General features: G+C 69.8%; 22 protein-coding genes and 2 pseudogenes. 7 read left to right on the top strand and 17 right to left on the bottom strand.

What is annotated here, in order from left to right; all coding sequences use genetic code 11:
• On the bottom strand, positions 1–497 hold a 497-nt coding region (locus tag ACFC8N_RS18210), incomplete at its 3' end, for a hypothetical protein (protein ID WP_376288767.1).
• 368 nt (positions 498–865) lie between these two features.
• Here ACFC8N_RS18210 and ACFC8N_RS18205 point away from each other — a divergent pair.
• Positions 866–1,132: a hypothetical protein gene (locus ACFC8N_RS18205; RefSeq protein ID WP_376288766.1), complete on the top strand. Its 267-nt coding sequence runs from the start codon at positions 866–868 to the stop codon at positions 1,130–1,132.
• Positions 1,133–1,347: 215 nt separating this feature from the next.
• Here ACFC8N_RS18205 and ACFC8N_RS18200 read toward each other — a convergent pair whose 3' ends face one another.
• Positions 1,348–2,718 carry a glutamate decarboxylase gene (locus tag ACFC8N_RS18200; RefSeq protein WP_376288765.1) on the bottom strand — a complete coding sequence of 457 codons (1,371 nt, stop codon included), beginning with the start codon at positions 2,716–2,718 and terminating at the stop codon, positions 1,348–1,350.
• 1,337 nt (positions 2,719–4,055) lie between these two features.
• A pseudogene (locus ACFC8N_RS18195) lies at positions 4,056–4,682 on the bottom strand (ADP-ribosylglycohydrolase family protein); the annotation flags it as partial.
• Between the two features lie 202 nt (positions 4,683–4,884).
• Here ACFC8N_RS18195 and ACFC8N_RS18190 point away from each other — a divergent pair.
• Positions 4,885–6,003, top strand: coding sequence for a glycerate kinase (locus tag ACFC8N_RS18190; protein ID WP_376288791.1), 1,119 nt, complete (start codon positions 4,885–4,887; stop codon positions 6,001–6,003).
• Positions 6,004–6,045: 42 nt separating this feature from the next.
• On the opposite strand, the gene ACFC8N_RS18185 is transcribed toward ACFC8N_RS18190, so the two are convergent.
• From ACFC8N_RS18185 to ACFC8N_RS18140, 10 genes are all read right to left on the bottom strand, one after another.
• The gene (locus ACFC8N_RS18185; RefSeq protein WP_376288764.1) at positions 6,046–7,305 is read right to left on the bottom strand and encodes an alpha/beta fold hydrolase; all 1,260 of its coding nucleotides are present in this window, start codon (positions 7,303–7,305) and stop codon (positions 6,046–6,048) included.
• A gap of 226 nt (positions 7,306–7,531) precedes the next feature.
• Positions 7,532–8,353, bottom strand: a complete 822-nt coding sequence (pssA, locus tag ACFC8N_RS18180; RefSeq protein ID WP_356025455.1) for a CDP-diacylglycerol--serine O-phosphatidyltransferase — start codon at positions 8,351–8,353, stop codon at positions 7,532–7,534.
• Positions 8,354–8,375: 22 nt separating this feature from the next.
• Positions 8,376–9,032, bottom strand: coding sequence for a phosphatidylserine decarboxylase (locus ACFC8N_RS18175; protein WP_071384624.1), 657 nt, complete (start codon positions 9,030–9,032; stop codon positions 8,376–8,378).
• A 183-nt stretch (positions 9,033–9,215) separates the two neighbouring features.
• The gene (locus ACFC8N_RS18170) at positions 9,216–10,421 is read right to left on the bottom strand and encodes an acyl-CoA dehydrogenase family protein (RefSeq protein WP_356025414.1); all 1,206 of its coding nucleotides are present in this window, start codon (positions 10,419–10,421) and stop codon (positions 9,216–9,218) included.
• Between the two features lie 3 nt (positions 10,422–10,424).
• Complete coding sequence (locus tag ACFC8N_RS18165) at positions 10,425–10,949, bottom strand: MaoC family dehydratase (protein ID WP_356025415.1); 525 nt, start codon at positions 10,947–10,949, stop codon at positions 10,425–10,427.
• 15 nt (positions 10,950–10,964) lie between these two features.
• On the bottom strand, positions 10,965–11,930 hold the full coding sequence (locus ACFC8N_RS18160) for an HpcH/HpaI aldolase/citrate lyase family protein (protein WP_376288763.1): 966 nt from the start codon (positions 11,928–11,930) through the stop codon (positions 10,965–10,967).
• Positions 11,927–13,975 (bottom strand): protein meaA, encoded by a 2,049-nt coding sequence (locus ACFC8N_RS18155; protein ID WP_376288762.1) that lies wholly within the window; start codon positions 13,973–13,975, stop codon positions 11,927–11,929. Before ACFC8N_RS18155 ends, ACFC8N_RS18160 begins: the two co-directional genes overlap by 4 nt.
• A 26-nt stretch (positions 13,976–14,001) precedes the next feature.
• A complete protein-coding gene (ccrA, locus tag ACFC8N_RS18150; protein ID WP_376288790.1) occupies positions 14,002–15,339 on the bottom strand; it encodes a crotonyl-CoA carboxylase/reductase in 1,338 nt (445 codons plus the stop codon).
• Positions 15,340–15,741: 402 nt separating this feature from the next.
• Positions 15,742–16,557 carry a TetR family transcriptional regulator gene (locus tag ACFC8N_RS18145; RefSeq protein WP_356025421.1) on the bottom strand — a complete coding sequence of 272 codons (816 nt, stop codon included), beginning with the start codon at positions 16,555–16,557 and terminating at the stop codon, positions 15,742–15,744.
• A 160-nt stretch (positions 16,558–16,717) separates the two neighbouring features.
• A complete protein-coding gene (locus ACFC8N_RS18140) occupies positions 16,718–18,529 on the bottom strand; it encodes a 3-hydroxyacyl-CoA dehydrogenase family protein (RefSeq protein ID WP_376288761.1) in 1,812 nt (603 codons plus the stop codon).
• Positions 18,530–18,914: 385 nt separating this feature from the next.
• On the opposite strand from ACFC8N_RS18140, the gene ACFC8N_RS18135 reads away from it, so the two are divergent.
• On the top strand, positions 18,915–19,499 hold the full coding sequence (locus tag ACFC8N_RS18135) for an adenylosuccinate lyase (RefSeq protein WP_376288760.1): 585 nt from the start codon (positions 18,915–18,917) through the stop codon (positions 19,497–19,499).
• Positions 19,500–19,526: 27 nt separating this feature from the next.
• On the opposite strand, the gene ACFC8N_RS18130 is transcribed toward ACFC8N_RS18135, so the two are convergent.
• The 3 genes and pseudogenes from ACFC8N_RS18130 to ACFC8N_RS18120 form a co-directional block, all read right to left on the bottom strand.
• Positions 19,527–19,925: a RidA family protein gene (locus ACFC8N_RS18130; protein ID WP_356025427.1), complete on the bottom strand. Its 399-nt coding sequence runs from the start codon at positions 19,923–19,925 to the stop codon at positions 19,527–19,529.
• A gap of 60 nt (positions 19,926–19,985) precedes the next feature.
• Positions 19,986–21,548: an alpha/beta hydrolase gene (locus ACFC8N_RS18125; protein WP_376288759.1), complete on the bottom strand. Its 1,563-nt coding sequence runs from the start codon at positions 21,546–21,548 to the stop codon at positions 19,986–19,988.
• 177 nt (positions 21,549–21,725) lie between these two features.
• Positions 21,726–22,561 (bottom strand): annotated as a pseudogene (locus ACFC8N_RS18120) (radical SAM protein); the annotation flags it as partial.
• Positions 22,562–22,577: 16 nt separating this feature from the next.
• On the opposite strand from ACFC8N_RS18120, the gene ACFC8N_RS18115 reads away from it, so the two are divergent.
• A complete protein-coding gene (locus tag ACFC8N_RS18115; protein WP_376288758.1) occupies positions 22,578–22,715 on the top strand; it encodes a hypothetical protein in 138 nt (45 codons plus the stop codon).
• A gap of 168 nt (positions 22,716–22,883) precedes the next feature.
• On the opposite strand, the gene ACFC8N_RS18110 is transcribed toward ACFC8N_RS18115, so the two are convergent.
• A complete protein-coding gene (locus tag ACFC8N_RS18110) occupies positions 22,884–23,492 on the bottom strand; it encodes a TetR/AcrR family transcriptional regulator (RefSeq protein WP_376288757.1) in 609 nt (202 codons plus the stop codon).
• A gap of 160 nt (positions 23,493–23,652) precedes the next feature.
• Here ACFC8N_RS18110 and ACFC8N_RS18105 point away from each other — a divergent pair, with 160 nt between their 5' ends.
• From ACFC8N_RS18105 to ACFC8N_RS18095, 3 genes are all read left to right on the top strand, one after another.
• A complete protein-coding gene (locus tag ACFC8N_RS18105; protein WP_376288756.1) occupies positions 23,653–24,366 on the top strand; it encodes an SDR family NAD(P)-dependent oxidoreductase in 714 nt (237 codons plus the stop codon).
• Positions 24,367–24,503: 137 nt separating this feature from the next.
• A complete protein-coding gene (locus tag ACFC8N_RS18100; RefSeq protein ID WP_376288755.1) occupies positions 24,504–25,670 on the top strand; it encodes an IS630 family transposase in 1,167 nt (388 codons plus the stop codon).
• Between the two features lie 54 nt (positions 25,671–25,724).
• Positions 25,725–26,285, top strand: coding sequence for a hypothetical protein (locus ACFC8N_RS18095; RefSeq protein ID WP_376288754.1), 561 nt, complete (start codon positions 25,725–25,727; stop codon positions 26,283–26,285).
• Positions 26,286–26,295 lie beyond the last annotated feature (10 nt).

Below are 26,295 nucleotides of genomic sequence, written 5' to 3'. Positions count from 1 at the left end.
CCGATCGTGAAGGGGTGAGAGACCAGCAGCACCAGACCGGCGCAGATGTTGCCGAGGACCGGCTGGGCGGCGATCCCGAGGATCACTCCGGTCAACGCGCCGCCCAGCAGGAGCTTCTCCCACGGCACCCGGATCAGGCTGAGCGCGCCAAGGATGACCAGCGCGTAGCCGAAGAGCAGACAGAGGACCCGCAGGGCGACGGACCGGCTGTCGCTGATCCGCCCCGCCAGAAGCTTCACCAGATCATCCGTGGCCCCGCGCACCGCGAACAGCGCGGCCACCAGGAAGACACCCGCGCTAATGCCGGCGACCACCCGGGACGTCACCGACTCGTGGCTGTGCGCGCTGCCCAGCAGGCCACCGTAGTTGAGCGACACGACAAGCCCGCCGACGGCGAGCGTCGTGGTGACGACGGCCCGTCGGGTGCGAATCACTCCACGCCAGTGCAGGCCGTGCCCGAGCACGACGTCACCTGCGCGTACGTGGTTGCCTTCCATCTCCGCCCCCTTGTGATGAGCCTGTCGCGGGGCACAGTACTTCACACCCCGTAAGCCCACTGGGAGCCGGTATCCCCTCGCCCACTCGGGCCGGCACACCTCATCCAAATGGGGCGGCGAATCACGGCGGGGCCGCGACGGCGGTGAGCTTCCGATGCCGTGACCACAGCAGCCGTAGCGAGATCATCTCAACTGCTGGTGCGGTGCGCCGCGGCCACGACCGTGCGTGGAGAAGGACGTCGACTCGCCCTGCGCGAGAGGCGCCGCAGCCCCTGAATCCTCGTAGACCGACAGCATGGGACTATGAGCGCCATGGCAGGTCAGATCTGGGTGTCACTCATATCCTTGGGTGGCTCGTCCTCGGCGGCTTGTTGTCCTATCTCGTCCAGCACAGCACTCAGTTGTCGGTGGAACGTGCCGAACAACATCCGCAGCAGATCGCTTTGTCAGAGCCCCTGCGCGCCGAACGGCCGGCGCTGCTGGAGCGGTTCATCGAGGCGACGGCGGACGCGGAACGCTCCGCGTTCAGCCGGCCTCCCGAGTTCAACGACACTCACGCCTGGTACCTGAAGACGCAGGACATCATGGGTCGCGGAGCGGCTCATCCGCATCCAGTTTCCCCCGCCCGTGCATGACGCCGCGCGCGTACTTCCTCGACCTCAATCGGACCGTGTGGGAAGGCTTGCCCGATGGTGAGAGCGTGCGGGACTACCTGGAGGACAACCGACTGACGTTTCTCGACGCGGCCCGAGCGGCCATGGGATAACCCCATGGCCGGCTCTCGAAGATCCTCCGCCGGACAGCCTTCAGTTGACCTGGGTCTTCCCTGTGCCGGAGCAGTCCGCGGCCGTCAGGTGTGGGAGAAGCCGGATTCGGCCGTGTGGGCTGGCGGGGTGGTGGTGAGCCGGTCGACCGCGTTGCCGATGGCGGCCAGGAGGGATTCTGCGAGATCGCGCCCGAAGCCCTCGCGGACCACGATGCGCAGGACGGCGATGTCCTCGGCGTTCGGTGGCATGGTGTAGGCGGGCACCTGCCAGCCGTGGCGGCGCAGTTCGTCGGAGACGTGGAAGACCGTGAACCTGCTCGGGTCGTTGAGCTTGAACGAGACGACGGGGATGTCGGTGCCGTCGCTGATCACGTCGAAGACACCGAGCTTCGCGATGCCGTTGGCGAGATAGTGCGCCGTGTTCCGCAGCCCGGTCATGATCTTGGTGTAGCCCTCCCGGCCCAGGCGTACGAAGTTGTAGTACTGCCCGATGACCTGGTTGCCGGGGCGGGAGAAGTTGAGGGTGAATGTGGGCATGTCGCCGCCCAGGTAGTTCACGTGGAAGATCAGGTCCTCGGGCAGGTCCTCGGCCGAGCGCCACACGACGAAGCCTATGCCGGGGTAGGTGAGGCCGTATTTGTGGCCGGATACGTTGATCGACTTCACCTGCGGGAGCCGGAAGTCCCACTCCAGGTCGGGGTGGAGGAACGGGGCGACGAAACCGCCTGAGGCGGCGTCGACGTGGATCGCGATGTCGGTGCCGTGCTCGGCGTTGTAGGCCACAACCTTGTCGTGGATGGCCTTGATGGGCTCGAACTCGCCGGTGTGGGTGGTGCCCAGGATGGGCACGACGCCGATGGTGTTCTCGTCCACATAGGTCAGGGTCTCGTCGGGGTCGACGGTGAACCGGTCGTGGGCCACGGGCACGTAGCGGGGCTCGACGTCCCAGTAGCGGCAGAACTTCTCCCACACCACCTGGACGTTGGAGCCCATCACCAGATTGGGGCGGTCCGAGGAGAGTCCGGCGGCCTGGCGGCGCTGACGCCACTTCCACTTCATGGCGAGACCGCCGAGCATGACCGCCTCGGAGGAGCCGAGGGTGGAGACGCCGACCGCGTCGCCCTCCACAGGCGCGTGGAAGAGACTCGCGACGATGTTGACACAGCGGCGTTCGATCTCCGCGGTCTGCGGATACTCGTCCTTGTCGATCATGTTCTTGTCGAATGTCTCGGCCATCAGCTTCTCGGCTTCTGGGTCCATCCACGTCGTCACGAACGTCGCCATGTTCAGCCGTGAACTGCCATCCAGCAGCAACTCGTCGTGGATCATCCGGTAGACCGCCTGGGGCGCCGTCTCCTGGTCGGGCATCCTGTTCTTCGGAACTCGCGTGCAATCCAGGCGGCCGGTGTAGGCCGGGTCGATCAGCGTTTCGCTGCTGTCGTGTCGGTGTACCACGATCACTCCCACGTTGACTGGCTCACTACAGCGGCCCAGCATGCCAGCCGTGCCGCAGGGCTCTGAGCCCGGGTACGGCGAGCCCTGCCGGGGCCGTGACGTGCCTGCCACCCAGGGGGAGATTTGCGGAGGCATCGGGATCTCGGTCTACACGCTCTGCACGCCCAAATGGTCGACCTGGAAGTCCCGGTAGGCGTCGGAGTGGGGATCGGAGTGGGCGCCGATCCCCTTTCTCGTGTGCGCATCGGGATCCGTTTTGCGAGGCGAGGCGGGAGGGTGCCCCCTGCAGGCAGGGCCGCCGCGCGAGTGGACAGGGGTGGTGGTCGCGCCCCGCTCTGGGCGCGGCCGAGGTCGTCAGCCGGTGGCGGGTCCGGCCGCCTGGTGCTGCAGGAGTTCGAGTTCGGCGAGCGCGTTGATGAGGGCGCTTGCGCATACGCCGTCGATGTCGGTGTCCGGCCCGACGGGTACCGCCCCGGCGAGGGCGTCAATTGTTGGGGGCCCGGTCGCTGGCGAGCGAGAAGCCGGGTCTTCGGCATGTGCTGGATGGACTGGCCCCTGTCGGTCTGGTGCTGGAACACCGGCCTGGTGGGGGCCGCTTCTCGGCGGCGATCGGCTTCGACTCGGTCGGCTTGCGCCGGAGCAGGGCTTTCAGGCGGTCCCGCTGCTCGGGGGTGAGTGGGGGCGCATGGTCGGCCAGTTCCTGGGCGTAGCGCCGAATGTCGGCGATCTCCGCAGCGGTCAACGCCATCAATCCACCCTCTGGAGCGCCACGCCGCGATCAGCGGAAGAGTCGTGTTCGAACATGTTGTCCGCCTTGTTCAGAGTGAACCGAATGCCTATCGGCACTCTATTGAAAATTGGAATACGACTCGGAATGCCACTCACTGGCCAGTCGACTCGGACCTGATGAGCGCCACTGCACGGGGCGGGCGCTGTACTGGCTGCGATGGCGAGGCTGACCTGAAATTCTTCGTGGAGGTGCGCCTCCTCTGGCACTCAGCCTCAGCCCGAAAGAGCGCGGATGGTGCCGCTCCCGGGACCCGTCACGGGTCTGTGTGACGACGGCCGAGAGCTATGTGACAACCCACCTGGAGGCCGCGCCGAGCGTGCCTATGATCGATGTATGCCGTCGTCCCTTCCCACGTCCCTTGCTGGGTCCGACGCCATCACCCACTACCGCCAGCTGCGAGAGCCGACCGTCGACGAGCTGGCCTGTGTGCTCCGGATGCTCGATCACCCGGTCTCGGCCGACGCTCTCGCGGAGATGGAGCGATGCGCTCGTGCTGTGACCGTCGATGACCTCGTCGCGATCTCCTATGCGCTCGACACTACCCCCGCAGTGCTGCTGTCGCACATCCCCATTGCACCCCGTTGCCGGTGTGGGACAGCACCGCGTCCCGGCGGGCCAGCCCGGCGGCGCGGACCGGGTCGCCGGGGCAGACCCAGCCGTGGATGTCGGCGCGGATCAGCGCCCCGATCCACTCCTGGTAGGGGTTGTGGTACGTCGCCGTCAGCGGCGGCCTGAGCCCCGCGACGAGGTTGCGGTACGCGGCCCGCTCCGCGGTGAAGGTCTGCAGATACGGCAGCCTGAGCAGCCACAGGCCGCCGACCTGCTCGGTGCTGAAGCCGAAGCCGTGGGTCTCCAGCAGGTCCAGACCGAGGACCGTGTAGTCCACGTCGTCGTCGCGGCAGCTGCCCGCGATGCCCCCGCGCACGTAGGCCCGCCACTCCGGGCGCAGCACCGCCCGGTCGGACGGGTCGACGGGCTCGGGCAGATAGCCGGTGAGCGGCAGCGCCCCGGCCCGGCGCAGGTAGCGGTCGATGCGGTCGCGGGTCCACACATCGCCCTGTTCGACCGGTTTGCCGAGCATGTTGCCCGCGATCCGGCCGAGCCAGCCGCCGTGGATGCGGTCGGCGAGGTCCGGCCCGGTGCGCTGCGGGGCGGAGGCGGGCTGGAGGGTCATGGCTGGGGTGTACCCGTTTTCCCAGGGCGCTCCCCGTTTCCCCCGGGCACTCCCAGCCGCTTCCCAGCCTTCGGTCGGGGCATGACGGCGGGGGCTGCTTGCGGTTATGGTCGCAGCGGCGCGACTGGCCCTGACGTGCGCGGGGCCCGGAGAGCAAGGGGAAAGCAAGGTGGCGGACGCAAGCGTGGACGAGCCCTGTCGGGTGCTCGTCGCCGCGGACAAGTTCAAGGGCTCGCTGACGGCCGTGCAGGTCGCCGAGCGGGTGACGGCCGGGCTGCGCCGGGTCGTGCCGGACGTCGAGGTCGAGGCGCTGCCCGTGGCCGACGGCGGCGACGGCACCGTGGACGCGGCGGTCGCGGCCGGTTTCGAGCGGCGCGAGGTGCGGGTCGCCGGGCCGCTGGGCGAGGAGGTGACGGCCGCGTACGCGCTGCGCGGCACGACCGCGGTCGTGGAGATGGCGGAGGCCAGCGGCCTCCAGCGGCTCCCGGCCGGTGTCTTCGCGCCGCTGACCGCCTCGACGTACGGCTCCGGAGAGCTGCTGCGGGCCGCGCTGGACGCGGGCGCGCGGACGATCGTGTTCGGCGTCGGCGGCAGTGCCACGACGGACGGCGGCGCCGGGATGCTGTCGGCGCTGGGCGCCCGGTTCCTGGACGAGGACGGCGAGCCGGTGCCCCCGGGCGGCGGCGGCCTCGCCGACCTGGCCCGCGCCGACCTGTCCGGCCTGGACCCCCGCCTCTCCTCGGTCGAACTGGTACTGGCGAGCGATGTCGACAACCCGCTGACCGGGCCGAAGGGCGCACCGGCCGTCTACGGCCCGCAGAAGGGCGCCTCGCCGGACGACGTGGACACCCTGGACGCGGCGCTCGCGCACTACGCGAAGGTGCTGGAGGCGGCCGTGGGGCCGCGGGCCGCCGCGTACGCGGCGGCGCCGGGCGCGGGCGCCGCGGGCGGCATCGGCTACGGCGCCCTCCTCCTGGGCGCCCGCTTCCGCCCCGGCATCGAGGTCATGCTCGACGTCCTCGGCTTCGCGCCCGCGCTGGAGCGGGCCTCGCTGCTGATCACCGGCGAGGGGTCGCTGGACGAGCAGACACTGCACGGGAAGGCACCGGCGGGTGTCGCCTCGGCGGCGCGGGCCGCGGGGAAGCCCGTGGTCGCGGTGTGCGGACGGCTGGCGCTTCCCGGGGAGGCGCTGCTGCGAGCGGGGATCGAGCGGGCGTACCCCCTCACCTCGGTGGAGCCCGACGTCGCGAAGTGCATGGCGGACGCCGGGCCGATCCTTGAGGACGTGGCAGAGCGGATCGCGGGAGACCGGCTGGTCTGAGCGGGAGCCGGACAGCGGGCGGGCGGGGCGCCCGCCCAGCGGTTATTGCAGGGGCGTGAGCTCGCCGTCCGCGTCCCGCAGGTAGCTCCCGGTCGTGAGACCCTCCACCTTGCCGTCGTCCAGCCACTGCCGTGACATGTGGTGCAGGAACGTGGCCGGGCGTTCCCAGGCCATCATGTGTCCGGCGTTCGTGTAGCAGAACATGAGCTTCTGCGGCCCGGCGATGGCGTCGTAGAGGTCCGGGACGGAGAAGTGCGCGACCGGGGGCAGCGTGGCCGCGTTGTTGGCCTGCTTGTCCAGGGCGCCGTAGACGATGAGCACGGGCACCCGGCCGCCGAGCACGGGGGTGCCCGTGGCGTCCGCCAGCGGTGCGGTCTGGTCGTTCCAGCCCCACCAGTAGGTGTTCCGGAAGCGCAGCACGCCCGCGGGCGGGCCGTACGGCACCGCGGGCGGTCCCCACTTCAGGCCGGTCTCGTCGGTGGCGATCATCGTCTCCCACACCTGGTCGTCCATGCCCGGCTCCCGCTGCCCGGGGCTGCCCTGCTCGATGTCCCACGAGTTCGCGAAGCCGGACTTGCTGTTGACGTTCAGCGGGAAGCCGAAGAGGACGGCCGGCTGGGACACCGGCAGGGCCACCGGCAGCCCCTGTGGGTCGAGCGGGCGGCCGAAGGGGTCGCCGGGCTGTGTGGACCAGCGGCCCCGGGGCGGGAAGATCGGGGCCAGCAGGATGAGGCGGGCGACGTTCTCCGGGTGCTGGATGGTGTAGGGCCCCATCACGAACACGGCCGCGGACCAGCCGATGAACTCGATCGGCTTGTCCCGGTCGGGGGACAGACCCCGGATCATCCGGACCACGGCGTCCAGCTCCGCCCACTCGCTCTCGGAGTTGCCCAGCTGGTGAGGGTAGAGAGGGGCACATGCCTGCGGCAGCGGGTTGGGGACCAGCACCGGCAGTTGCTGGGCCGGGTTGGCGTTGCACGGATCGTTCATCACGTCCGGTCGCGTGGACTCGCCGTTGCCCTGGAGGTCCATGATGAACACGTCGTAGCCCGCTTTGGCGAGGTACTGCGCCCAGCTGTACCGGTCCTCGGCGCCGCCGTCGCCGAAGCCGTGGGGCAGCACGAGGTCGTAGGCCGCGGCCGCCGGTGCGCTCCTGCCGTGGAGCATCAGCACCGGCCTGTGGTCCTGGGTGGGTGGGGTGCCGTCGTACTCCCGCACGAACAGGGTCACCTCCGCGCCGGCGTTCGCCGGGATGGTGGACTGGTACGTGATGCTGCGGTCTGTGATGTTGATCTTGGTCATGGTCGGATCCTGTCCGAGATGGCGAGAGGGGCCCCCTGGGTCGTGGCACATGCCAACGGCAATCCCCCCCAATCCACCGTCCTCTCCCGTGCGGACTGTCGCAACTCGGCGGAAAACAACCGTAATTGACTGCTCAACGGGCAATCGGGCGCAGCTCTTGAACGCGAAACGGGTGTGGCCCGAGCCGCAGGGGCTCGGGCCACACCCGGGGTGCCGGTGAGGAGGATCAGGGCAGCTGCGCCGCCCGCGCCTCCCGGCGGTTGTCGCGGAAGTTGTTCACCCGGCGAGCCGTGGCGAACAGCGGGATCACCGCGCCCATGACCAGCTGGAGCGCGCAGCCCGTCTGGAGCAGCAGCTGCCCGCTGGGCGCGTCGAAGGCCCAGGCGGCCAGCAGGCCCATGTTCAGCACGATCCAGGACAGCATGGCCCCGGCCAGGCGGCCCCGCGGCTTCGGGTACTCCACACGGCTCACCATCAACCACGCGGTGCCCAGGATGGCCAGGAGCGTGGCCACGAAGGGCAGCTCCAGGAGCACGATCGAGACGACCGTCAGCGCCCCGAACGGGCTGGGCATGCCCTGGAACATGCCGTCCTTCATCGTCACGCAGGAGAACCGGGCGAGTCTGAGCACGACCGCCAGCAGCACCACGATCGCGCCCAGTGCCGCCATCCGCTGGTGCGCGTCGTCGGCGACCATGCCGTAGACGAGGACGAAGTACGCGGGCGCGAGCCCGAAGCTGATCAGGTCGGAGAGGTTGTCCAGCTCCGCGCCCATCGGGGACGAGCGCAGCTTCCTGGCCACCAGTCCGTCGAACAGGTCGAAGACGGCCGCGCAGAGCATCAGGATGACGGCCGTGGCCGCGCTGTGCCGCGCCATGCCCGCGGACTCGTCCTTGCCCGTCAGGTGCGGGATCAGGATGCCGGTGGTGGTGAAGTACACCGCCATGAAGCCGCACGTGGCGTTGCCGAGCGTGAGGGTGTCCGCTATCGACAGGCGCAGAGAAAGAGGCATCTCCTCTTCTTCGTCCACCTCGTCGGCCTCGGGCACCCAGCCCGCCTGGGTCTCCGGATCAATCACGGTCAATGCGAGTCACCCCAGCCACGGTCTTCTGTCCGACCTCGACCGCGACCTCCACGCCCTCGGGCAGGTAGAGGTCGACACGCGAGCCGAAGCGGATCAGACCGATTCGGTCGCCCTGCTCGACCTTCGTGCCCTCGGGGAGGTAGGGCACGATGCGGCGGGCCACCGCGCCAGCGATCTGGATCATCTCGATGTCGCCGAGTTCGGTGTCGAAATGCCAGACTACGCGCTCGTTGTTCTCGCTCTCCTTGTTGAAGGCCGGAACAAAGCCGCCGGGGACGTGCTCGACGGACGTCACCGTGCCCGCGAGGGGCGCGCGGTTGACGTGGACGTTCAGCGGGCTCATGAAGATCGCGACGCGGGTGCGCCCGTCCTTCCACGGCATGATGCTCTGCACCACACCGTCGGCCGGCGAGATGACCCGGCCCCGGGCGATCTCGCGCTCGGGGTCGCGGAAGAACCACAGCATGCCCGCCGCGAGCGCGGTGGCGGGCACGGCGACGGCCTTGGCGGCGCCCGAGCGGCGGGCGCGGGCCAGGCTGAGGGCTGCGGTGGCGACGGTCGGGAGGAGCCACGGCGATGCTCCGCGCGCGAGGCGTACGCCGGCCAGGCTGTCTCGATGTGCAGAGGTTTGGCTGTGGGGCATGGATGACCTTCGTAGCGGATGATGCCGCGCGGTATGACGGGGGACGGCGGCTTTCCCGGGATCGTACCGGTCGCGGGCCGCAACTCGGCAAGCCAGGAAGCCGAGTCGGCGGCCGAAGAACGGCTGAACGACGAGTACGGGGTGTGATCTTCTTCTCGAAGAAAACACCCCGTACCCGGACAATCAGCCCTGGAAACGATACTCTTCGAGCAACCTGCGACCGATGATCATTTTCTGGATTTCGGCGGTACCTTCACCGATGAGCAGCATCGGCGCCTCGCGGTACAGACGCTCGATCTCGTACTCCTTCGAGAAGCCGTAGCCGCCGTGGATGCGGAAGGCGTCCTCGACGACCTCCTTGCAGTACTCCGAGGCCAGGTACTTCGCCATCCCGGCTTCCAGGTCGTTGCGCTCCCCGGAGTCCTTCTTGCGGGCGGCGTTGACCATCATCGCATGGGCGGCCTCGACCTTGGTGGCCATCTCGGCCAGCTTGAACTGGATCGCCTGGTGCTGGGCGATGGGCTTGCCGAAGGTGTGCCGCTGCTGGGCGTAGCTCACCCCCAGCTCGAAGGCGCGCTGGGCGACGCCGCAGCCGCGGGCGGCCACGTTCACCCGGCCGACCTCGACGCCGTCCATCATCTGGTAGAAACCGCGGCCGGTGACGCCGCCGAGCACCCGGTCGGCCGGCAGCCGCAGGCCGTCCATGATCAGCTCGGTGGTGTCGACGCCCTTGTAGCCCATCTTGTCGATCTTGCCGGGGATGGTGAGGCCCGGACGGACCTCGCCGAAGCCCGGCTCCTTCTCGACCAGGAAGGTCGTCATCGACTTGTGCGGGGCCGTGCCCTCCGGGTGGCCTTCGTCACTGCGGACGAGAACGGCCACGAGCGAGGACGTGCCGCCGTTCGTCAGCCACATCTTCTGGCCGTTCAGGACGTACTCGTCGCCGTCCCTGACCGCCTTCGACGTGATCGCCGACACGTCGGAGCCCAGGCCCGGCTCCGACATCGAGAAGGCGCCGCGGATGTCGCCGGCGGCCATGCGGGGCAGGAAGTGGTCCTTCTGCTCCTGCGTGCCGTGCTGCTTGAGCATGTACGCGACGATGAAGTGGGTGTTGATGATGCCGGAGACGGACATCCAGCCGCGGGCGATCTCCTCGACGCACAGGGCGTACGTCAGGAGGGACTCGCCCAGGCCGCCGTACTCCTCGGGGATCATCAGACCGAACAGGCCGAGTTCCTTCAGCCCGTCGACGATCGCTTGCGGGTACTCGTCGCGGTGCTCCAGCTCGGTCGCGACAGGAATGATCTCCTTGTCGACAAAGTCCCGGACGGTGGAGAGGATCTCCTGCTGGACGTCGGTCAGACCGGCGGTCTGGGCGAGACGGGCCATGGCCTACTTCTCCGTCTTTTCCGTAGGTGCGTTGAGTTCGGGGCGGCCGGGCTGCTCGCCGCCGCGCTCCTTGATGTACGTCTCGGTCGGCACCATCACCTTGCGGCGGAAGGTGCACACGAGCGTGCCGTCCTGCTTGTAGCCCTTCGTCTCGACGTAGACGATCCCGCGGTCGTTCTTCGACTTCGAGGGCCACTTGTCGAGCACGGTCGTCTCGCCGTAGAGCGTGTCGCCGTGGAAGGTCGGCGCCACGTGCTTGAGCGACTCGATCTCCAGGTTGGCGATCGCCTTGCCGGAGATGTCCGGCACGCTCATGCCGAGCAGCAGCGAGTAGATGTAGTTCCCGACCACCACGTTCTTGCCGAAGTCCGTCGTCTTCTCGGCGTAGTTGGTGTCCATGTGGAGCGGGTGGTGGTTCATGGTGAGGAGACAGAACAGGTGGTCGTCGTACTCCGTGACCGTCTTTCCGGGCCAGTGCTTGTACGTCGCCCCGACCTCGAACTCCTCGTACGTGCGTCCGAACTGCATTGCGCTCAGGGCTCCTTAGCCGGCGGGGATCTCGAACTTCGACGTGCGCTGCATGCCGGCGGCCCGGCCCTTGCCGGAGATGACCAGGGCCATCTTGCGGCTGGCCTCGTCGATCATCTCGTCGCCGAGCATCGCCGAGCCCTTCTTGCCGCCCGCCTCGGACGTGTAGTAGTCGTACGCGTCCAGGATCAGCTCGGCGTGGTCGTAGTCCTCCTGGGAGGGCGAGAAGATCTCGTTGGACGCCTCGACCTGGCCCGGGTGCAGCACCCACTTGCCGTCGAAGCCGAGCGCGGCGGCCCGCTGGGCGACCTCGCGGTAGCCGTCGATGTTGCGGATCTGCAGGTAGGGGCCGTCGATCGCCTGGAGGTTGTTGGCGCGGGCGGCCATCAGGATCTTCATCAGGATGTAGTGGTAGGCGTCCGCCGGGTAGCCGGGCGGCTGCTCGCCCACGACGAGGGACTTCATGTTGATGGAGGCCATGAAGTCGGCCGGGCCGAAGATGATCGTCTCGACGCGCGGGGAGGCCTGCGCGATGGCGTTGACGTTGTTCAGGCCCTGCGCGTTCTCGATCTGCGCCTCGATGCCGATCTTGCCGACCTCGAAGCCCATGGTCTTCTCGATCTGGGTCAGCAGCAGGTCCAGGGCGACGACCTGCTCGGCCGTCTGCACCTTCGGCAGCATGATGCAGTCGAGGTTCTGGCCGGCGCCCTCGACCACCGTCACGACGTCGCGGTACGTCCACTCGGTCGTCCAGTCGTTGACGCGTACGACGCGCGTCTTGCCCGTCCAGTCGCCCTCGTTGAGGAACTTGACGATGGTGTGCCGCGCCTCGGGCTTGGCGAGCGGCGCGCACGCGTCCTCCAGGTCCAGGAAGACCTGGTCCGCCGGGAGGCCCTGGGCCTTCTCCAGGAAGCGCGGGTTCGAGCCCGGTACGGCCAGGCAGGAGCGCCGCGGGCGAAGGCGGTTGACAGGGGTCGTCATGCGGGGACCTCCAGGGGGTCGAGCTTGTTCGCTTTCCGGATCTCGTCGACGATGGCGCCGATGATTCCGGTGATGTCGAAGTCCTTCGGGGTGAAGACGGCGGCTACTCCGGCGGCCCTGAGCTGCTCGGCATCACCATTCGGGATGATGCCACCGGCGATCACCGGTATATCTGTGGCACCGGCCACACGCAGCCGCTGGAGCACGTCCGGGACGAGCTGGGCGTGCGAGCCGGACAGGATCGACAGGCCCACCGCGTGCACGTCCTCGGCCAGGGCCGCGTCCACGATCTGCTCCGGGGTGAGCCGGATGCCCTGGTAGACCACCTCGAAGCCGGCGTCACGGGCGCGCACCGCGATCTGCTCGGCGCCGTTGGAGTGACCGTCCAGGCCGGGCTTGCCGACCAGGAAGCGCAGCTTGCCGACCCCGAGGTCGCGGGCGGTGGCGTCGACCCGGGCGCGCACGTCGGCGAGCGCGGAGCCCGCCTCGACGGGGACCGCGACCGGGGCCGAGGAGACCCCGGTGGGCGCCCGGAACTCGCCGAACACCTCGCGCAGCGCGCCCGCCCACTCGCCGGTCGTGACCCCGGCGCGGGCGCACTCCAGCGTGGCCTCCATCAGGTTCTCGGTGCCCTTGGCGGCCTGCTTCAGCCGCTCCAGCGCCTTGCACGGGCGCGGGTGGTTGAAGGGCGGCTGGTAGCGCGTGTCGCGCCAGTGCTGGAGCGCGGCGATGACGCGGGCCTCGACCGCCGGGTCGACCGTCTGGATCGCGGTGTCCAGGTCGGCCGTCAGCGGGTTCGGCTCGGTGCCCTCGAAGGCGTTGACACCGATGATCTTCTCCTCGCCGGACTCGATCCGGGCCCGGCGCTCGGCGTGCGAGGAGACCAGCTGCGACTTCAGGTAGCCGGACTCGACGGCGGCCATCGCGCCGCCCATCTCCTGGATCCGGCCGATCTCCGCGAAGGCGTCGGCGACCAGCTGGTCCACCTTCGCCTCGATCACCTTCGAGCCCTCGAAGATGTCCTCGTACTCCAGCAGGTCGCTCTCGTAGGCGAGCACCTGCTGGATGCGCAGGCTCCACTGCTGGTCCCAGGGCCGGGGCAGGCCCAGCGCCTCGTTCCAGGCGGGGAGCTGGACGGCACGCGCGCGTGCGTCCTTGGACAGCGTCACGGCCAGCATCTCCAGCACGATCCGCTGGACGTTGTTCTCCGGCTGCGCCTCGGTCAGGCCGAGCGAGTTGACCTGGACGCCGTAGCGGAACCGGCGCTGCTTGGCGTTCTCGATGCCGTACCGCTCGCGCGTGACCTGGTCCCAGATGCGGCCGAACGCCCGCATCTTGCACATCTCCTCGACGAAGCGGACGCCCGCGTTGACGAAGAAGGAGATCCGGGCGACCACGTCGCCCATGCGCTCTGGCGGCACCTGGCCGGAGTCGCGCACGGCGTCGAGGACCGCGATGGCGGTGGACATCGCGTACGCGATCTCCTGCACCGGCGTGGCGCCGGCCTCCTGGAGGTGGTAGCTGCAGATGTTGATCGGGTTCCACTTGGGGATGTGGGACACCGTGTACGCGATCATGTCCGTCGTCAGCCGGAGCGAGGGCCCCGGCGGGAAGACGTGCGTCCCCCGGGACAGGTACTCCTTGACGATGTCGTTCTGGGTCGTCCCCTGGAGCTTGGTGACGTCCGCGCCCTGCTCCTCCGCGACGACCTGGTAGAGCGCCAGCAGCCACATGGCCGTGGCGTTGATCGTCATCGAGGTGTTCATCTGTTCCAGGGGGATGTCCTGGAACAGCCGGCGCATGTCACCGAGGTGCGAGACGGGCACGCCGACCCGGCCGACCTCGCCGCGGGCGAGGATGTGGTCCGGGTCGTAGCCGGTCTGCGTCGGCAGGTCGAACGCCACCGACAGGCCGGTCTGGCCCTTGGCGAGGTTGCGCCGGTACAACTCGTTGGACGCCTCGGCCGTGGAGTGGCCGGCGTACGTGCGCATGAGCCACGGCCGGTCCTTCTCCCGCTTGCTCTCGGCGGGCTGACGCTCTGTCATCTATGACCTCGGGTGTCCTCGTGTCCTCAGATGTTGCGGAAGCGGTTGATGGCGTCGATGTGCTGGGCGCGCATCTCCTCGTCGCGCACTCCGAGGCCTTCCCCGGGCGCGAGGCACAGGACGCCGACCTTGCCCTGGTGCAGGTTGCGGTGGACGTCGTAGGCGGCCTGCCCGGTCTCCTCCAGCGCGTACACCTTGGACAGGGTCGGGTGGATCTTGCCCTTCGCGATGAGGCGGTTGGCCTCCCAGGCCTCGCGGTAGTTGGCGAAGTGCGAGCCGATGATGCGCTTGAGGGACATCCACAGGTAGCGGTTGTCGTACTCGTGGTTGTACCCGGAGGTCGAGGCGCAGGTGACGATCGTGCCGCCCTTGCGGGTGACGTAGACGGAGGCGCCGAAGGTCTCGCGGCCGGGGTGCTCGAAGACGATGTCGACGTCCTCGCCGCCGGTCAGTTCACGGATGCGCTTGCCGAACCGCTTCCACTCGTGCGGGTCCTGGGTGTTCTCGTCCTTCCAGAACCGGTAGCCCTCGGCGCTGCGGTCGATGATCAGCTCGGCGCCCATCCTCCGGCAGATCTCGGCCTTCTGGGGCGAGGAGACGACACAGATCGGGGTGGCGCCGCCGGCGAGCGCGAACTGCGTGGCGTACGAGCCGAGTCCGCCGCTCGCGCCCCAGATGAGGACGTTGTCGCCCTGCTTCATCTGGGCGCCGTTGCGGGAGACCAGCTGGCGGTAGGCGGTGGAGTTGACCAGGCCCGGGGCCGCCGCCTCCTCCCAGCTGAGATGGCCCGGCTTCGGCATCAGCTGGTTGGACTTGACGAGCGCGATCTCGGCGAGGCCGCCGAAGTTGGTCTCGAAGCCCCAGATGCGCTGCTCGGGGTCGAGCATCGTGTCGTTGTGCCCGTCGCTCGACTCCAGCTCGACGGACAGGCAGTGCGCGACGACCTCGTCACCGGGCTTCCAGGCGTTGACGCCCGGGCCGGTGCGCAGGACGACGCCCGCGAGGTCGGAGCCGATGACGTGGTACGGCAGGTCGTGCCGCTTGGTGAGCTCGCTGACCTTGCCGTAGCGCTCCAGGAACCCGAACGTGGACAGCGGCTCGAAGATCGAGGTCCACACCGAGTTGTAGTTGACCGAGGAGGCCATGACGGCCACCAGGGCCTCGCCCGGGCCGAGTTCGGGCACGGGCACCTCGTCGAGGTGGATCGACTTGCGCGGGTCCTTGTCGCGGGTCGAGAGCCCCGCGAACATCTCCGTCTCGTCCTTGTGCACGGTGATCGCGCGGTACGACTCGGGGAGCGGCAGGGCGGCGAAGTCGGCGGACGTGGCGTCCTTCGACTGGATCGCGTCCAGGATGTCCTTCATGGTCACGGTGTTGCCTCCGGCGGTGAACGCCCCTGAGGGAGGGGGCGCTGAGGGTTCGTCGGTGCTGCTGAGGGTTTTCGGTGCTGAAGGTGCCGTCGGTTCGGCGCAGTGGTGTTTCGGCAGCGCTTTGTGGCGCGGGAGGTTGCCTGTGACGCAGGCGTCCGGCGCACGAGCTGGTGGGCTCGCCGGGACAGGCCGGACACCTTCAACGTATGACACCGCGTGTCAGGTGGCAAGGCACTGAGTGCCAGAACAAGCCCTCAGATGAAATCTTTACGTAACAAATGAGCGATGATCGATCGAACGCGTCCGGAATTCTGCTCAAAAACGGGCCCTGACATGGCAAAACGGCCACCCCGAGGGGTGGCCGTCATCACAGCCGGGAGACGGGAGGAGAGGCGCTCAGCGCTCCTTGAGTGCCTGCTCGATGGTCCGCATGACCTCCTCCAGCGGGGCGTCCGTCCGGGCCACCGTCACCAGGACCTCCCCCTGTACCGACGACGTGGCCGGGGCGGCGGGCGTCCGCGGTGCCGGGCCGCGGCCCGCGCCGATCCCCGTGCCGAACGTCTTGCGCACGATCGCGAAGGCGTGGTCGAGCTGCGTCTCCACGTCCCCCTGCCCGCCCGCCCGCAGCCAGCGCCGCAGGACGTGGTTGTGGGCGGTGACGACGGCGGAGGCGGCGACCTCGGCCAGCAGCGGGTCGTCGCCCACGTCGTCGGCGTGCGCGTGCTCGTCGAAGTGGCCGAGCAGGTAGCGCGTGAACAGGCGCTCGTAACGGGCCACCGAGGCGATCTCGGCCTCGCGCAGGGTGGGCACCTCGCGGGTGAGCTTGTAGCGGGCGACCGAGATGGCCGGCTGCGCCGCGTACATCTTCATGACTTCCTTGATGCCGCGGCACACGGTGTCGAGCGGGTGCTCGTGCGCCGGGGCGGCGTTGAGGACCGCCTCGGCGCGGACCAGCGTGTCGTCGTGGTCCGGGAAGATCGCCTCTTCCTTGGAGCGGAAGTGGCGGAAGAAGGTGCGGCGGGCCACCCCGGCGGCGGCCGCGATCTCGTCGACCGTGGTCGCCTCGTACCCCTTGGTCGCGAACAGCTCCATGGCTGCGGCCGCCAGCTCCCGGCGCATCTTGAGCCGCTGGGCGGCGGCGCGACTGCCTGCGGCACTTTCCGGCGCGTCGGGCGTAGCTGGTGTACGTGAGGACTTGGCGGGCTGGGACATGCCCCGAACGTACTGCATGTGCGCAGCTCTTTGCGCAGGTGTGGGGGTTTCCCCACCCGGGACGGGCGGGGGACCGCCTGCCCGGGCGGGGAGGAGACGCGCGGCGGGATCGAGCAGCCCGCCCCAGTCCGTCTCCGCGGGGGACCAGTCGCCGACGCCGTCAGCGGCGGGCATACTCGCGAAAGCCGCGGCCGGTCTTGCGGCCGAGGCAGCCCGCCGCCACCAGGTGCTCCAGCAGCGGGGCCGGGGCGAGGCCCGGGTCGCGGAACTCGCGGTGCAGGACCTTCTCGATGGCCAGCGAGACGTCCAGCCCGACCACGTCCAGCAGCTCGAAGGGGCCCATCGGGTAGCCGCCGCCGAGCTTCATCGCGGCGTCGATGTCGTCGAGGGACGCGTAGTGCTCCTCGACCATCTTGATCGCGTTGTTCAGGTACGGGAACAGCAGCGCGTTCACGATGAAGCCGGCCCGGTCGCCGCAGTCCACCGCGTGCTTCCTGATCTTCGCGCAGACCTCGCGGACGGTGGCGTGGACGTCGTCGGCCGTGAGCACGGTCCGCACGACCTCGACCAGCTTCATCGCGGGCGCCGGGTTGAAGAAGTGCATGCCGATGACGTCCTGCGGGCGCGAGGTGGCGCGGGCGCAGGCGACGACGGGCAGCGAGGAGGTGGTGGTGGCGAGGACCGCGCCGGGCTTGCAGACCTTGTCCAGCGTCCGGAACAGCTCCCGCTTGACCTCCAGGTCCTCGGCGATGGCCTCGACGGCCAGGTCGACGCCGGCGAAGGCGTCGTAGGACCCGGCCGGGGTGATCCGGTCCAGGACCTGGGCGGCGGCCTCGGCGGTCAGCCGGCCCTTGTCGACCGAGCGGGACAGGGACGTGCCGATCCGGGCCTTGGCGGCCTGCGCCTTCTCCTCGCTGCGGGCGGCCAGCACGACCTCGTAGCCCGCCTTGGCGAACACCTCGGCGATGCCGGAGGCCATCGTGCCCGAGCCGGCGACGCCGACCGAGCGGACGGTGCGGCCGGCGGCACCGGTGGTCCCGTCCGCCGGGGTCAGGGCGTCCGGGACGACCGTGGCGCTGCCCGGCGCCTCGTAGCTGTAGAAACCGCGCCCGGACTTGCGGCCGGTCAGGCCCGCCTCGCTGAACTGCTTCAGGATCGGCGCGGGGGCGTGCAGCCGGTCGCGGGACTCGGCGTACATGGCCTCCAGGACCGTGCGCGCGGTGTCGATGCCGATCAGGTCCAGCAGGGCGAGCGGGCCCATCGGCAGGCCGCAGCCGAGCCGCATGGCCGCGTCGATGTCCTCGCGGGAGGCGTAGCGGGCCTCGTACATCGCGGCGGCCTGGTTGAGGTAGCCGAACAGCAGGCCGTCGGCGACGAAGCCGGGGCGGTCGCCGACCGCGACGGGCTCCTTGCCGAGCTCCATGGCGAGGTCGGTGACGGCGGCGACGGCGCTCGGCGCGGTCAGCACCGAGGAGACCACCTCGACCAGCTTCATCGCGGGCGCCGGGTTGAAGAAGTGCAGGCCCAGCACCCGCTCCGGGTGCGCGGAGTCCGCGGCGAGCCGGGTCACGGACAGGGCGTTGGTGCCGGTGGCGAGGATCGTGTCGGGGCGGACGACGGTGTCCAGCTCGCGGAAGATCCGGTGCTTGACCTCGTACGACTCCGGGGCCACCTCGATGACGAGGTCGGCGTCGGCCGCCGCCGCGAGGTCGGTGCCGGTGCGCAGCCGGCCGAGGGCGTCGGCGCGCTCCTGCTCGGTGAGCCGACCGCGCTCCACGGCGCGGGCGGTGGAGGCCTGAAGGGCGGTGACGCAGCGCGCGGCCTGGGCCTCGCTGACGTCGATGCCGATCACCTCGCGGCCGGCCTTCACGAGGACCTCGGTGATGCCGGTGCCCATGGTGCCGAGACCGACGACGGCGATCGTCTTCGGTGTGGCGGCGGTGCCGGACTGGGGGGACAGGGGAGTGGCCATCGCGGGACTCCAGAAAAGAGGGTGACGACGAGGAGCGCGCCGGGTGCGCCGAAGACGCACCACGGGGCGTGAGGAATGCGGGTGTTGCCGGGCTGCGAGCGCACACGCCCGGTGGTGCCGGTGCCACGGGCGCGCACAACGCCCGTACGAACGGCGGGAATCCGACCGGCCCTGTCCCGGAGCCCGGCCGTACATCGGTACTGGCGTACCGAACCGACTACGCGTGCGGCGGCTGCGTCACCAAACCGTCGCCAGCGGAAGATGCGAGTGGGTAACTCGCTCGTCTGAGCTTAACCGGCGGGTAACGAGCGCGCCAGAGGGGCGCTCGCATCGGACTGTGTGATGTAGCTCCCCCCGCGGCCGCCACCCGCCTACGCTGGACTTCGTGGACGAAGAGTTGCGATCGCTCACGGAGCGCTTACGGCAGGAGTCGCGCGGCTCGGCGGCGTTCGACCGGCTGCTGGCGACGCAGGACGACGACGAACTCGCGGAGGTGCTCACCGCCCCAGGACAGCCGCTGTGGGCCAGGGAACTGGCCGCGTTCCGCCTCGGGCGCGCGGGCGACCGGCGCGCCTTCGAGTCGCTGGTCCTGCTCCTCAACCACCGTGACCCCCCGCGCTGCGCCTCCGCCGCGCACGCCCTGGCCCGCCTCGGCGATCCGCGCACCGCCCGCGCCGCCGCCGCCCTCGCCACCAACGAACTGCGCGTCGCCTACGCCCTGCACCCGGTGCGCCTGCTGGCCGCACTGCGCGCCCCGGAGTCCGTGCCCGCGCTCATCACCACCCTGGAGCGCCGGCTGCGCCCGCACGACCCCTACCGCAGGGTCGCCCTCGCGTGCGTGGAGGGCCTCGGTACCCTCGGCGATCCCCGCGCCCGCCGGGTCCTGAACGAGGCGCTAGCCCACCCGGCCCTCGCGGAGGCGGCCGTGCACGCCCTGGCGTGCATCCCCCAGCAGAGGGAGGCGAGGTGACACCGGGTCAGCGGCCGCCCGGGGCGCTCACCCGGCCACCACCGCGAGCGCCTCGACCTCCATCAGGAACTCCGGCGCGACCAGCCCCGCCACCCGGACCGCGGAGGACGCGGGCAGCCGGTCGTCGGGTATGTGGGCGGCGCGGGCCGCGCGGATCGCCGGCAGATGGGCCGTGTCCGTCACGAAGTAGGTCAGCTTGACGACGTGCTCGAATCCGGCGCCCGCGGCGGCCAGGCACCGCCGCAGATTCTCAAACACCTGCCGGGCCTGCGCCGCGGCGTCGCCCGCGCCGACCAACTCCCCCTTCTCGTCCAGGGGAAGCTGACCGGACACGGCGACGAGCCGCCCGCTCGCGGTGACCACATGGCTGTACTGGGCGGCGGGCGCGACGCCCTCGGGGGCGGGAATGCGGATCGGTTCGCTCATGGGTCCTATGGTGACCCACGGCACTGACAACGCCCCGAAAAGGGGCCGCCGCCGGCGCCCTTACGGGCGCGTCCCGAGCAACCGGTGAAGTGCCCACCCCGGCGAGGACGCCGACGCCCGCCCCGTCCGCGGCTTCGGGTCGGCGGTCTTCGCGCAGACCGCGTCGGCCGTACCGGCGGCAGCGCGCGGTACCCAGCCGTCCGCCAGATAGGCGCTCAGATACCGGTCCAGGCAGGGGTTCCCGCCCAGCGTGATCCCGTGGTTGCCGCCGCCCTGCTCGACCACCAGGCTGGAGCGGGCGAGCAGCCGGTGCACCCGGACACCGCCGGGGTACGGCGTGGCCGCGTCCTCGGTCGCCTGGAAGAGCAGCACCGGCGGCAGCTCGGCGTTGGCGACGTTCACCGGCGCGCGCCGCACGCCCGGCCAGAACGCGCACGGCGCGTTGTACCAGGCGTTGTTCCAGGCGAAGAACGGCGCCTTGTCGTACACCCGCCAGGTGTCCGTGCGCCACCGGTTCCAGGAGGCGGGCCAGGAGGTGTCCCGGCACTGCACCGCCGAGTAGACGCTGTAGCCGTTGTCTCCCGCGTGGTCCACGGCGCCGAGGTTCTCGTACGCCTCCACCAGCGGCCCGGTCTCGCCCTCGCGGACGTACGCCGAGAACGCCTCGGCGAGGTAGGGCCAGTAGCCGTCGTAGTAGCCGCCGGGGACGAAGGTGTCCTCCAGCTCTGCGGCGCCGATCTTGCCGGCGGCCGGCTTCTTCGCCAGGGCCGCGCGCATCGCGTACCAGCGGGCCTCGATCCTCGCGGGGTCCGTGCCGAGGTGGTAGGTGGCGTCGTACCGGGCGATCCAGGCCATCAGGGCGCGGTGGCGGTCGTCGAAGGCGTAGTCCTGGCCGATGTTGTCCCGGTACCAGACGCCGGTCGGGTCGACGATCGAGTCGAGCACCAGGCGGCGCACCCGCGTGGGGAACAGCTTGGCGTAGACCGCGCCGAGATAGGTGCCGTAGGAGTAGCCGAAGTAGTTGAGCTTCGGGGCGCCGAGGGCCGCGCGGATGGCGTCCATGTCGCGTACGGCGCCGACGGTGTCGATGTAGGGCAGTACGTCGGCGTGTCTGCGGAAGCAGGCGGCGGTGAAGGCCTTCGCGCGCGCGAGGTTCGCCTGTTCCAGCGCCGGTGTCACGGGCAGGGAGTCCGGGCGCACCGGCTTGGCGTGGCCGGGCGAGCAGTCCAGCGCGGGGGAGGACGCGCCGACGCCGCGCGGGTCGAAGCCGACGACGTCGTACTGGGCGGCGACGTTCTTCGGCAGCGCGGAGGCGACGAATCCGGCGAGCCGCAGCCCGCTGCCGCCGGGGCCGCCGGGGTTGACGAGCAGCGGGCCCTGGAAGGTCTTCGCCGTGTGCGGGACGCGGGACAGGGCGAGCGTGATCTGCCGGCCCGCCGGGTTCGCGTGGTCCAGCGGCACCTTCAGAAAGGCGCACTGGAGCTTCGGGTAGTCGCCGGAGCCGCACTTCTTCCAGGCGAGCCGGGCGGCGGGGGCGGCCGGGGTCCCGTGCGCGGGGACGGCGGTGACCGAGCCCGCCACCACGGCGGCGGCAGCGCACAGCACGGCTGCGCGTCTTCTCATGGGTCCTCCCGGGACGGCGGGGTCGGCGGACCGTGATGATCACGCCGTTCGCCGCATCGTCCCGGCCCAGGGGGCCGAAGCTAACGTATTACGGGCTTACTTGACCCGATTGCGCCGTCCGATGCCCTCGAACGCTCCCACCCGGACACGGTCGTGCGCGCCGCCGTCCGGCCGCGGTCACAGGAGGGTCAGCTGGACCGGCCCGGCCGCGGCGTCCGGCGCGTCCGGGGCCGCGTCGGCGGGCGGCGGGATCCGGCGGGCCGGCCCCGCGCGCGTGGGGCCGATGCCGTACTTCCGTGCCAGCTCGTGCACCTGACGGGTGATCCGGCGCTGGTACCACGTCGGCGCGTAGGCGCCCGCCGCGTACAGCCGCTCGTAGCGCCGCACCAGGTGCGGGTGGTGCCGGCCGAGCCAGGACATGAACCACTCCCGGGCCCCCGGGCGCAGATGCAGCGTCAGCGGCGTGACCGAGGTGGCCCCGGCCGCCGCGATCGCCCGTACCGTGGCCCGCAGTTGGTCCGGATGGTCGCTCAGGAACGGGACGACCGGTGCCATCAGCACCCCGCAGCCGATGCCGTGCCCGCCGAGGGTGCGCACGACGTCCAGGCGCCGCTCGGGCGCGGGCGTGCCCGGCTCCACCGTGCGCCACAGCTCGGTGTCGAGGAAGCCGACCGAGACCGAGATGCCCACGTCCGTCACCTCGGACGCCCGCACCAGCAGGTCCAGGTCCCGCGCAGGATCAGCGTGCCCTTGGTGAGGATCGAGAACGGGTTCGCGTGCTCGGTCAGGGCGCCGATGATGCCCGGCATCAGGCGGTAACAGCCCTCGGCGCGCTGGTAGCAGCCGACGTTCGTGCCCATCGCCACGTGCTCGCCCCGCCAGCGGGCGGCGGCGAGCTGGCGGCGCAGCACCTCGGGCGCGTTCACCTTGACCACGATCTGGGTGTCGAAGCCGACGCCCGTGTCGAGGTCCAGATAGCTGTGCGTCCTGCGGGCGAAGCAGTACACGCAGGCCGCCTTCTACGACCTGATGGTCAAACACAACACGAAGCTCATCAGCGCCGGGTTCTTCGGCCGCCCCACCTCCGTCGGCAAGAACGACGACAGCGCCGAGGCCGAGACCGCCCACAGCCTTAGTGGTCGGCTCCGGAAGTCCTTCGGGGGTTGACTTGAGCACTCGTCTTATGGAGTCCAGGTAGCGGAGCGGACGTGCCACCGGTGTCGTTGCGCATGACGCCAGCGTGGCCCATCTGCACGTCAGCTGGGGGATCCGGATGTGGACCTGGTCTGTGGCAGCTTTCCGTCCACGGTTTCCGGGCTGGTTGGCCGCTGCGGGTCAGCCGCGCACCGCAGCCATGCACTCGTCGTATAGGTCCATGATTTCGCCCTTGCCGTCGTTGGTGACCCACGTCATCGATGCGGCATCCAGGCATGCGAACGCCGTCGCGATCACCGCGCGGGCCTTCGCACTCTCGTTGCCGGTAGCTGCGTCCATACGGGTCTCGATGAGCGGCAGCAGGTTCTCCTGGAACCGCAGTCGCTTTTCGAGCCAACCAGCACGCAGTGAGGCGGTGTTGTGCAGGAGGCGGAACCGCTCCAGGGCCTGTTCTCGGCTGTCGTGCAAGGCCAGTACGGCAGCAACCCCTGCGCGCAGGGCCTCCCAGACACCGGCGTCGGCGGGCTGTTCGCTGATGGTGTCCATCAGGACCTGCCCGAACCGGTCCTGGCCGCCGCCGAGAAGGTCTTCCTTGGCGCCGAAGTAGCGGAAGAGGGTGCGCTGGGAGACGCCGGCCTCCCGGGCGATCTGGGCGATGGTCGTCTCGTCGTAGCCCTGCTCGGTGAACAGGCGCAGCGCCGTCTCCAGGATCTCCTGGGAAGCCAGCTGCCGTGTTCGGTCCCACAGCGTGGTCGGTGCGCCCGTCGCTGACTTGGCTTCCTGATTCATGCCACCAGACTAGCCCAGCACTGTCAGGTCGACAGTCACATCATGTTTGGCAGTCACTGTCAGACTGTCGTACGCTGCCAGCGGCGGTGGCGCGACACCGCCCACTGCCCACGGACAGAGCTGCTCACCTCCCGCCCAGAAGTACGCAAAGGAGCGCATCATGCCTGCACCCACAGCTTTGATCACCGGTGGAACCAGCGGCATCGGCAAGGCGACCGCCGAACTGCTTCACTCCCGCGGCTACCGCGTCATGGTCACCGGCCTCGGCAATGTCACCGACACCGGACTTCCCGAAGACGTCACGGCTGTCCGGGCCGATGCACGATCCCTGCCGGACATCGACCAGGCGATGGACCAGGCGCGCCGGCAACTCGGCTCCCTCGACCTGCTCTTCCTCAACGCGGGCATCTCCCGCCCCGGCCCGATTGAATCAACCGACGAAGTCGCCTTCGACGCCCTGTTCGACACCAATGTCAAGGGAAACTTCTTCACCCTGCAAAAGGCGCTGCCGCTCCTCAACGAGGGCGCCTCGGTCGTATTCACCGTGGGCGCCGCCGAAGGGCTCGGAGCCGCGATGACAGCTGCCAAGGGCGCACTGCTGCCCCTCATGCGGTCCCTCGCGCTCGAACTCGCCCCCCGCCGCATCCGCGTCAACGCCGTCAGCCCGGGAATCATCAACACCCCCGCCTACAGCAAGATGGGTGTCTCCCAGGAAATGATCGACTCCTGGGCTCAAGGCGTCCCGCTCGGCCGCGTCGGCGCTCCCGCCGACATCGCCGAAGCCGTGGCCTTCCTCGCCTCGGACGCCGCCAGCTACATCACCGGCGACAACCTCACCGTCTCCGGTGGCATCGGTGTTCACGCCAACGCCTGACGAGTAATTCGGCTCTGCCCCGAAAGGTTCACGGGGTCTGATGCTCAGGCTGCGGCCCTGGCGAGCCAACGGCCCCTGTGGGAAGCCGACCCCGCCACTTCGTTCTCCACCACGGACAGATGGGCCGCCCTCCTTCCATGCCCGTGTGCTCCGCCGTGCCCTTGGAACTGACCGCTGCCGAACGCCACCGGCTCAAGAAGTTGGCCCACGGCCACAAGACCCCGCACCAGGCACGCCAGCGGGCGACGATCGTGCTCCTGGCAGCACGAGGCCGCAGCAACGCCCGGATCGCCGCCGAAACCCACCCGCACGTGGACACCGTGCGCCGCTGGCGCGGCCGATTCGCGGCCGGCCGGGTGCCCGCCCTGGCCGACCGCAAGCGGTCGGGGCGGCCTCCGACGTTCACCGCGCTGCAGATCGCCGAAGTCAAAGCACGGGCCTGCCAGTTGCCCACCGAGTCCGGAGCCCCGCTCTCGCGCTGGTCGTGCGCCGAGCTCGCGCGTGAGGCCGTCACCCGGGCTGTCACCGACACGATCTCCGCCTCCACTGTGCGCCGCTGGCTCAGGGACGACGCACTCAAGCCCTGGCAGCACCGTTCCTGGATCTTCATCCGCGACCCGAACTTCCGCGCCACGGCTCAACGGGTCCTGGACCTGTACGCGCGCATCTTCGATGGCACCGCGCTCGAAGAGGGCGAGTACGTCATCTCCGCGGACGAGAAGACCTCCATCCAGGCCCGCTGCCGCTGCCATCCCACCGTGACCCCGGGCCAGGCCCGTTCGATGTGCGTCAACCACACCTACGGGCGCGGCGGAGCCCTGGCCTACCTGGCCGCCTACGACATCCACCGGGCCGAGGTTTTCGGCCGCTGCGAACAGCGCACAGGCATCGCGCCGTTCATGAGACTCGTTGAGCAGGTGATGGGCAACGAACCCTACGCCAGCGCGAAACGGGTCTTCTTCATCGTCGATAACGGCTCCTCGCACCGCGGCAGGTCGGCCATCGACCGGCTGGCCTCCCGGTTCCCGAACGCCGTCATGGTCCACACACCCGTCCACGCCTCCTGGCTGAACCAGATAGAGATCTTCTTCTCCATCGTGCAGCGCAAGGTCGTCTCACCCAACGACTTCACAGACCTCGACGAGGTCCGAAACCGGCTCCGAGCATTCGAAGACCGCTACAACGCCACGGCACAGCCGTTCCAGTGGAGGTTCACCACCACCGACCTGGACGATCTACTGGCGAGGCTCGACCGGCACACCGCCGATCACCAGGAAGAATCCTCCGCCGCGCTGGCAGCGTGATCAACCCCCGAAGGACTTCCGGAATCGACCACTTAGCACGAAGGAGAGCTGACCGTGCAGAAGCCGAAGTTCAACCCGCCCTACGGTGGCGCCATCAATCATGTCACCGATCCCGCCGAGCATCACGGCTACCTGCACATGGTCGCCTGGGCCGTAGAGATCGGATCCCACGCCGAGTACATCAAGGATCGGTGCGCGAAGGCGAAGGCCGCAGGCGCTCCGCTGGACACCCTGTACGAGCGTTCGGGTCCCTGCGGGGTCGGTACCGGAGAGTGGGTGCGGTTCAGCGACATCGACACCACCGGCCACGACGCGGCCCGCGGGTTCGTACGCATCGAGCAGTATGTGCGGGAGCTGGTGCGCTACCAGCACGCCGTTGCTCAGGACCGTAAGTGGCACAGGACGGCGCCGCCGCTCAAGACGTTCACGGTCACGATCACGGCCCCGATCACAACCACCGTCCGTGCGCTGGACGAGGAGGACGCGCGCCGCACGGCGATGGCCGGCTGGGCGCCGAACCCGAACGGCTCCGCAACGGCCCGCCTGACCGGACCGCCCGGAGCGTGGGTCGCGAAGTTCAACGGCACCCCGAGCGTCAAGGAGGTCTGGCGATGAGCCCGATCGG

Source organism: Streptomyces sp. NPDC055966 (genome assembly GCF_042269865.1).
GTDB lineage: Bacteria > Actinomycetota > Actinomycetes > Streptomycetales > Streptomycetaceae > Streptomyces.
Note: the sequence above shows the minus strand (reverse complement) of the source record. Positions and strands in the feature narration are given on the sequence as shown.

What these genes read in the sequence shown, in the direction of transcription:
- ACFC8N_RS18185 (WP_376288764.1), bottom strand. Translation starts at nt 7,305, where the DNA reads ATGACCAAGATCAACATCACAGACCGCAGCATCACGTACCAGTCCACC.
- ACFC8N_RS18175 (WP_071384624.1), bottom strand. Translation starts at nt 9,032, where the DNA reads ATGCCCCACAGCCAAACCTCTGCACATCGAGACAGCCTGGCCGGCGTA.
- ACFC8N_RS18170 (WP_356025414.1), bottom strand. Translation starts at nt 10,421, where the DNA reads ATGGCCCGTCTCGCCCAGACCGCCGGTCTGACCGACGTCCAGCAGGAG.
- ACFC8N_RS18165 (WP_356025415.1), bottom strand. Translation starts at nt 10,949, where the DNA reads ATGCAGTTCGGACGCACGTACGAGGAGTTCGAGGTCGGGGCGACGTAC.
- ACFC8N_RS18160 (WP_376288763.1), bottom strand. Translation starts at nt 11,930, where the DNA reads ATGACGACCCCTGTCAACCGCCTTCGCCCGCGGCGCTCCTGCCTGGCC.
- ACFC8N_RS18155 (WP_376288762.1), bottom strand. Translation starts at nt 13,975, where the DNA reads ATGACAGAGCGTCAGCCCGCCGAGAGCAAGCGGGAGAAGGACCGGCCG.
- ccrA (WP_376288790.1), bottom strand. Translation starts at nt 15,339, where the DNA reads ATGAAGGACATCCTGGACGCGATCCAGTCGAAGGACGCCACGTCCGCC.
- ACFC8N_RS18145 (WP_356025421.1), bottom strand. Translation starts at nt 16,557, where the DNA reads ATGTCCCAGCCCGCCAAGTCCTCACGTACACCAGCTACGCCCGACGCG.
- ACFC8N_RS18140 (WP_376288761.1), bottom strand. Translation starts at nt 18,529, where the DNA reads ATGGCCACTCCCCTGTCCCCCCAGTCCGGCACCGCCGCCACACCGAAG.
- ACFC8N_RS18130 (WP_356025427.1), bottom strand. Translation starts at nt 19,925, where the DNA reads ATGAGCGAACCGATCCGCATTCCCGCCCCCGAGGGCGTCGCGCCCGCC.
- ACFC8N_RS18125 (WP_376288759.1), bottom strand. Translation starts at nt 21,548, where the DNA reads ATGAGAAGACGCGCAGCCGTGCTGTGCGCTGCCGCCGCCGTGGTGGCG.
- ACFC8N_RS18115 (WP_376288758.1), top strand. Translation starts at nt 22,578, where the DNA reads ATGGTCAAACACAACACGAAGCTCATCAGCGCCGGGTTCTTCGGCCGC.
- ACFC8N_RS18110 (WP_376288757.1), bottom strand. Translation starts at nt 23,492, where the DNA reads ATGAATCAGGAAGCCAAGTCAGCGACGGGCGCACCGACCACGCTGTGG.
- ACFC8N_RS18105 (WP_376288756.1), top strand. Translation starts at nt 23,653, where the DNA reads ATGCCTGCACCCACAGCTTTGATCACCGGTGGAACCAGCGGCATCGGC.
- ACFC8N_RS18100 (WP_376288755.1), top strand. Translation starts at nt 24,504, where the DNA reads ATGCCCGTGTGCTCCGCCGTGCCCTTGGAACTGACCGCTGCCGAACGC.